The following is a 2,834-nucleotide window of genomic DNA, read 5'->3' on the forward strand; positions in this document are numbered from 1 at the left end:
GAATGAGTATCGGTTAGACGATTATGGAAAAGTTTTCAATAGGAATAAAGTGAAGAGCTGGAAAGAATTTATGATGGGGTTATCAAGATATATGACAGAAGCAAGCAAATTTTAAGTACCAGCTGAAGCCACAGGAGGGCCGTAGAGGGCCTTGAAAATCAAAAGATAGGGTAGGGTATGGGCCAAACACTTTCGGCTACATAATGTTGAGAGATAAAAAAAATGGCCTAACACTACAGCGAAACTTATATAATTATTATAACCTATCTCAATTGGGGACAGGCACCCCCGCACTTATTTTTATTGAAAATGATCTTGGTTTTATTGGAAAAAATAAGTGCGGGGAGAGCCAGTCCCCGGAGGTAAATTAATAAGTTTCGCTGTAGTGCTAAGAATAGGAGCAAAATATGCCAATAAAAGGGAGAAACGATATGAAACTATACGGATGCGCAGAGAACCGTGAGGCATTTTTTGGGGACAATGCGGGGACAAATCTTGAATCAACAAAAAAAGGGGTTACGATTTTCACCGTAACCCCTTGAAATATATGGTCGGGATGGCAGGATTTGAACCTGCGGCCCCCTGAACCCCATTCAGGTGCGCTCCCAGACTGCGCTACATCCCGTAAAGAAAAGATGTTACGCATTCATGGACTGGTTGTCAACCTGATTTTAATGCCCCCTGGACAGGTTGTGTTGTAACCATTCAGGGGGGCAGATACGGACCAGGGGACAGACCAGCACTTATTTTTTTGGGGTGAACAATTTAAAGCTGTTAGCGTTAGAAAAATAAGTGCGGGGACAGTCCCCTGGCCTTGTGCCATTAGTCAACACCGAGGACCCCTTGAATGGTTATGTTGTGTTTTCCAGGCTGCAAGCAGTTATGGGGTTTTGGATGGTAACAGGGTCCTGGTTGTTTATCTTACCAGCCACGACCCTGACCGCGCTGGCCTTTGTCGCCCCGGCCACGGGTGCCTTCTTTATTGAAAGCATCTCTCATGCCCGGGCATGACCCGAATTCCTGCCGATGCTCGATTCTGTGATCCAGGCGTATTTCAAAAAGCTCCTGATTAAGCCTGACAAGCTCCTCCCGTAGTTCCTGAATCCTGTTCTGGTCAGGAGTTTCGGAAGCCAGCACAGCATTCAGTTCGGCATTCCTGGCTCTCTTCATCTGTTTTTTTGGGTATACCTGTTCCTGATATGCACTTCTTCGGTCCAAAAGTTCCTGCTGCTGTTTTTCATCCAACTGGGACCATGCCGCTCCTGGTCTGCCCTCATCGGACCATCTGCCCTGCTGCTGGGCCATAGCTGCCGAAGCCAAAAGAAGAACCGCCAATAAAGCAACTGCAAATCCTGTGTAAACTTTTCCAGACATAAAAACCTCCTGTGTTAAAAATTGAATTTGATTAGATATTAGCAAGGGTGATGCCAAAAAAATAACTTTTTTATTTCGGCAGGTTATCGTCTGGTGTCTTCTCGGGCAGGGTGGCTGGTGCAAGGGCTTGCACAACATGTGCAAGCCCGGTGGAGGGGTTTCATTTGAGCAGAAAAAAGACCGGGCGGATTTCCGGACAATCCGCTTTAGTCCTTCAGGTATTCATCCAGGCCACGAATGTAGTCTTCCCCTGATGAGTCGTCCGAAAGCATGCGGATCATATCCGGACTGGAAACGCCCAGGCCGATCTCGACGGCTCTGGCTATCTGCTCCTGCTCAAAAACAGGCTTGTCCATTATGTCCGGCGTGGAACCGAGCTTCTTGAGTATGCCTACACCCACAGCGTCAACGGCCACGGGGTCCCTGGAGCAAAGCGTGACTCCGGCCCGGGCCTCCGCTTACAAAGGCATCCACGCCGTCGATTATATACATATCCGGGCGGTAGGCCAGGTTGATTTCAGCAATCATCTTGCGCATGGCATCGGAATCGTGCAGCTGGCGCATGTAATCGGTGCCTTCCCTGGGGATTATGCCCACGGCAAGTTTCAGGGCCATGGTAAAGACACCATTATGTTGATGCGTCTTGAGGCATCCGCAGGCCAGGATATGGTCCACCTCGTAGAGTATTTTGGGTACGTGAAAGCCTTCCTTCCAGTGCATCTGTTTATCCTCAAAGTGCACCAGTTCATGGTTCTCCTGATCTCTGACGTCTGTGACTGCAAAAATGACTTTTTGCAGTCATATCATACCAGTTTAGGCAGGGATAGTAAACAGACAACAGGCTTTCAAGGCAAATTCTGATTTATAAAATATCCGGCCTGGTTTCAAATAACGTCTTGCGAGAGGTGGATTTTCTGTTTAAGAAATTAATTCTGATGCCTGTAAAGATATGAGTCAAAAAAATCATGGATTCAGTTGCTGATTAAGCACTTGAGAAGATATGAAATAATAAGTTGTCAAAACAAAAGGAGGCGCTTATTTTACGCTGGCTTCCCTGGAAATATTTTGTAAGGCGGGCCGCCAGAAGCTACGGCATCATTGATCCCATAAGACTTATGGCCCGCTTGCGGCGGTTCTCCCAGCCCTCAGAGATAAACGAGCCCATTGAACTCTTACGTGCGGGCATAATTTTTCATGCCCGGGGGCTGATAAATACCAGGGCCATCCAGCACAATCTGGACTGGGTCTGGCCTTTCTGGGTGCAAAAGCAGTTCAACCCCGACGATTCTTCGTTTATTCCCCGGGCCTTTTCCATCACCCACGTCAATCTTACTCACCGCAACTGGACAGCAGTGGGTCATCCGGACCTGCCGCTGTATCCAATCGTGGACCCCAGGGGTCTGGTTACGCCGCATATTGACGGCTGGTCCCTGGATTTCTGGATTGTGGATAAAGACGGA

Annotated in this window: 3 protein-coding genes, 1 tRNA gene and 1 pseudogene; 1 reads left to right on the forward strand and 4 read right to left on the reverse strand. The window is 48.1% G+C overall.

Annotated features, from left to right (window positions below; genetic code table 11):
* Nucleotides 1-548: 548 nt before the first annotated feature.
* The 4 genes from QZP87_RS03135 to QZP87_RS03150 form a co-directional block, all read right to left on the reverse strand.
* Nucleotides 549-625, reverse strand: a tRNA-Pro gene (locus tag QZP87_RS03135).
* Between the two features lie 296 nt (nt 626-921).
* Nucleotides 922-1,374 (reverse strand): periplasmic heavy metal sensor, encoded by a 453-nt coding sequence (locus tag QZP87_RS03140; RefSeq protein WP_291321459.1) that lies wholly within the window; start codon nt 1,372-1,374, stop codon nt 922-924.
* Nucleotides 1,375-1,580: 206 nt separating this feature from the next.
* Nucleotides 1,581-1,790, reverse strand: a complete 210-nt coding sequence (locus tag QZP87_RS03145) for a hypothetical protein (protein WP_291321460.1) — start codon at nt 1,788-1,790, stop codon at nt 1,581-1,583.
* On the reverse strand, nt 1,780-2,172 hold the full coding sequence (locus tag QZP87_RS03150) for a DUF362 domain-containing protein (RefSeq protein ID WP_363330981.1): 393 nt from the start codon (nt 2,170-2,172) through the stop codon (nt 1,780-1,782). The genes QZP87_RS03145 and QZP87_RS03150 overlap by 11 nt, the downstream gene beginning before the upstream one ends.
* A 215-nt stretch (nt 2,173-2,387) precedes the next feature.
* On the opposite strand from QZP87_RS03150, the pseudogene QZP87_RS03155 reads away from it, so the two are divergent.
* Nucleotides 2,388-2,834: pseudogene (locus QZP87_RS03155) on the forward strand (hypothetical protein); the annotation flags it as partial.

Origin of the sequence: Desulfonatronospira sp. (assembly GCA_003563255.1) — a bacterium.
Lineage (GTDB): Bacteria > Desulfobacterota > Desulfovibrionia > Desulfovibrionales > Desulfonatronovibrionaceae > Desulfonatronospira.

What these genes read in the sequence shown, in the direction of transcription:
- QZP87_RS03140 (WP_291321459.1), bottom strand. Translation starts at nt 1,374, where the DNA reads ATGTCTGGAAAAGTTTACACAGGATTTGCAGTTGCTTTATTGGCGGTT.